At 73.0% G+C, this 4317-nt stretch carries 1 protein-coding gene; it reads left to right on the top strand.

Translation table 11 applies throughout. The features are described from left to right. Positions 1-4317 (top strand): type I polyketide synthase (locus KUM38_RS28500; protein ID WP_217133377.1); only part of this gene is annotated, 4317 nt, incomplete at both ends.

The raw sequence follows: 4317 nt of genomic DNA, 5'->3' as shown, positions 1-4317 counted from the left end.
GAGATCGCTGCCGCGCATGTGGCGGGGGTGCTGTCGCTGGCGGACGCGGCCGAACTCGTCGTGGCGCGTGGCCGGTTGATGGGCGCGCTGCCGGCGGGTGGGGCGATGGTCGCGGTGCAGGCCGCCGAGGCGGAGGTGGCCGGGTCGCTGGCCGGGTTCGAGGGCCGGCTGGAGATCGCCGCGGTGAACGGTCCGTATGCGGTGGTGGTGTCGGGTGACGCGGACGCCGTGGAGGAGTGGCTGCCGCGGTGGGAGGGCCGTAAGACGACCCGGCTGAGGGTGTCGCACGCGTTCCATTCGCCGCGGATGGAGCCGATGCTGGCGCAGTTCCGTACCGTCGCGGAGCGGCTGACGTATGCCGAACCCCGCATCCCGGTCGTGTCGAATGTGACGGGTGAAGTGGTGTCGGTGTTCGACGCCGGCTACTGGGTGCGGCATGTGCGCCAGGCGGTGCGGTTCGCCGATGGTGTGCGCACGCTGTGGGATCTGGGGGTGCGGCGGTTTGTGGAGCTGGGGCCGGACGCGGTGCTGACCGCGATGGCCCGGCAGTGCGTGGAGGACACCGAGGCGGCGTTCATACCCGCCCTGCGTGCCAAGCACGGCGAGCGGGAGACGTTCGCCACCTTCCTCGGCCGCGCCCACACCGCCGGCCTCGCAGTCGACTGGGAGGCCTACTACGCCGGCACCGGCGCGCAACGGGTCGACCTGCCGACGTACGCCTTCCAGCGCGAGCGCTTCTGGCTGACCCCGGGCACCGCTCCGGGCGACGTCGCGGCCGCCGGGCTCATCGCCGTCGAACACCCCGTCCTGGCGGCGGCCGTGCAGGTCGGCGACCGCGACGAATGGGTGCTCACCGGCCGCATCTCCACCGAAACCCAGCCCTGGGTCGAGGAACACCTCCTGCTCGGCACCATGGTCGTGCCCGGCACGGGGTTGGTCGAGCTGGCCCTCACCGCCGGACGCCACACCGGCACCCCGGTCCTCGACGAGCTGGTGCTCGAATCGCCCCTGCTCGTCCAGCCCGGCGTCACCCGGCAACTCCAGATCACCGTCGGGGCGTCCGGCCCGGACGGCCGACGCGACGTGGCGATCTACTCGCGGCCGGAGCACAGCACCGATGAGACCGAGAACACCTGCCACGCCCGGGGCACCCTCGGCACCGACAACGCGCCCGCCGTCGCGGACTGGCCGCGGCAGTGGCCGCCGCAGGACGCCGAGCCGATGCCCGTCGAGGAGCTCTACGGCCGTCTCGCCGACCTCGGATACGACTACGGTCCCCTCTTCCACGGCGTCGAGGCCGTGTGGCGCGACGGTGACGAGACCTACGCCGAGGTGACCCTGCCCGAAGGCCACGAGGGCTTCGGCATTCACCCCGCCCTCTTCGACTGCGCGCTGCAGAGCGGTGTCGTCCTGCTCACCGGAAGCGGTGCCGCGGCGCACCTCATGCCGTTCAGCTGGAGCGGCGTGCGGCTCGATCGCCCCGGCGTCTCGCGACTGCGGGTTCGCTCCACCATGACCGGCGGCACCTCACTGCGGTTGGACGCCGTGGACGAGAACGGGGCTCCGGTGGTGTCCGTGCGCTCCCTCGTCGTGCGTCCCGTGGAGCAGGACCGCATCGACAGCTCGGGCGCAGACACGCGGCAGTCCCTGTACGCCGTGGACTGGACGCGGATCGAGACCGCGCCGACCACCGGGACGGTGGACATCGCCCGGATCGGCGCGGGGGAGACCCATCCGGATCTGGGCGCCCTGGAGCGGGAGCTCACCGAGGGGGCACCGGCACCGACCGCGGTGCTCGCCGCCGTCTCCACCACCGGTGAGGACGCCCCCGATTCGGTGCACGCCACCGTCGGCCAGGCGTTGGGGCTGGTGCAGCGGTGGCTGGCCGGTGAGGGGCTGGGTGAGGCCCGGTTGGTGGTGGTGACCCGGGGTGCGGTGTCTGTCGGCGGTGAGGCTCCGGACCTCGCCCAGGCGGCGGTGTGGGGTCTGTTGCGTAGTGCGCAGTCGGAGCACCCGGGGCGGTTCGTCCTGGTGGATCTGGACGGTGATGAGCCGGACTGGGGTGTGGTGCTGGGCTCGGAGGAGCCGCAGTTGGCGGTGCGGGGTGGCCGGTTGCTGGCACCGCGGCTCGCGCGTGCAGGTGCGGCAGGCGATGAGGCAGCTGCCCTGGACCCGGACGGAACCGTGCTGGTCACGGGTGGTACGGGTGGTCTGGGTGCGGTGTTCGCCCGTCACCTGGCTGCCGCGCACGGGGTACGTCATCTGCTGCTGTTGAGCCGGCGTGGCCCGGAGGCCGACGGCGCCGCCGAGCTGGTCACCGAGCTGGGGGCACTCGGCGCCCAGGCCCGCGTGGTCGCCTGCGACGTGTCCGACCGGGAGCAACTGGCTGCCGCGCTCGACTCCGTGGAGCGTCCGCTGACGGCGGTGGTGCATGCGGCCGGTGTGCTCGACGACGGTGTGGTCGAGTCGCTGTCGGCGGAGCAGATCGAGCGGGTGATGCGGCCGAAGGTGGACGCGGCGTGGCATCTGCACGAGTTGACCGCCGAGGCGGGGCTGTCGGCGTTCGTGCTGTTCTCGTCGGTGGCGGCGCTCATCGGCAGCCCGGGGCAGGGCAACTACGCGGCGGCGAACGCCGCTCTCGACGCGCTCGCGGCGTCGCGGCGCGCGGCCGGACTGCCCGCCACCTCGCTGGCCTGGGGCCTGTGGGACGACGCCGGCGGAATGGCGGGCGCCCTCAGTGAGGCCGATCTGGCCCGCCTGGAGCGCACCGGTGTGGGCGCACTGCCCCAGCAGCGCGGCCTCGAACTGTTCGACCTGGCGCTAGGTACCGGCGCGGCGCTCCTCGCGCCCGTCCAGCTCGACCCGGCCGCCCTGCGGGCCCAGGCCCGGGCCGGTCTGCTGCCCGCGCTGCTGCGCGGTCTGACGCCGGTCCCCGCCCGGCGCGCCAAGACCGGTGGCTCGCTCGCGCAGCGCCTCGCCGGCGTCACGGAGGACGAACGGGAGCGGATCGTCCTGGACGCGGTGCGGGAGCAGGTCGCGGCGGTACTCGGCCACTCCTCCACCGCGGCGATCGATACCGAACGCGCCTTCAAGGAGCTCGGCTTCGACTCGCTGAGCGCCGTCGAGCTGCGCAACCGGCTCACCCGGGCCACCGGCGTGCGCCTGCCCGCCACGCTGATCTTCGACCACCCCACTCCGGCCGCAGTCGGGCGGCTGCTGCTCTCCGAGGTCGGTGGCGTCGCGGAGGCTCCCAAGGCGGTCACCCGGACCAAGCGGGTCACGCTGGACGAGCCGCTCGCGATCGTCGGCATGAGCTGCCGCTACCCGGGCGGCGTGACCTCGCCGGAGGAGCTGTGGGAGCTGGTGGCCGCCGGTCGCGACGCGGTGGGCGGGCTGCCCACGGACCGCGGCTGGGACCAGAACATCTACGACCCCGACCCGGACCGGGCCGGAAAGATCAACACCCGGGGCGGTGCCTTCCTGGAGCGCATCGGGGAGTTCGACGCCGAGTTCTTCGGGATCAGCCCGCGTGAGGCGACCGCGATGGACCCGCAGCAGCGGCTGCTGCTGGAGACGTCGTGGGAGGCGTTGGAGCACGCCGGCATCGACCCGACGACGCTGCGCGGCAGCGACACCGGCGTGTTCGCCGGCGTGGTGACCACGGACTACGGCGGCATGGCCTCCGCCGAGCTGGAGGGCTACCGCCTGACCGGCACCACGACGAGCGTCGTGTCCGGCCGGATCGCCTACACGCTGGGCTTGGAGGGTCCCGCCATGTCCTTGGACACGGCCTGCTCCTCCTCCGCCGTCGCCCTTCACCTGGCCTCACAGGCACTGCGAGCAGGCGAATGCTCGCTGGCCCTGGTGGGCGGCGTCACCTTGTTGGCCGGCCCCTACCTCCTCACCGAATTCAGCCGCCAGCGGGCGGTGTCGCCGGACGGGCGGTGCAAGGCCTATTCGGCGTCGGCGGACGGGACCGGTTTCTCCGACGGTGTGGGCCTGGTGGTGCTGGAGCGGTTGTCGGACGCCCGGCGTAACGGGCGGCGGATTCTGGGTGTGATCCGGGGCAGTGCGGTGAACCAGGACGGTGCGAGCAACGGTCTGACGGCGCCGAACGGCCCCTCCCAGGAGCGGGTGATCCGGCAGGCGCTCGCCAGTGCGGGGTTGTCCCCGGCCGAGGTGGACGCGGTCGAGGGTCATGGCACCGGTACGAAGCTGGGTGATCCGATCGAGGCGCAGGCGCTGCTGGCGACCTACGGCCGGGAGCGGGACGGGGATCCGTTGTGGCTGGGGTCGATCAAGTCGAACATCGGACAC

It is taken from the genome of Streptomyces sp. AC558_RSS880, from assembly GCF_019049255.1.
GTDB lineage: Bacteria > Actinomycetota > Actinomycetes > Streptomycetales > Streptomycetaceae > Streptomyces.
The sequence above is the reverse complement of the archived record's forward strand: the minus strand, read 5'-3'. Positions and strand labels throughout refer to the sequence as shown.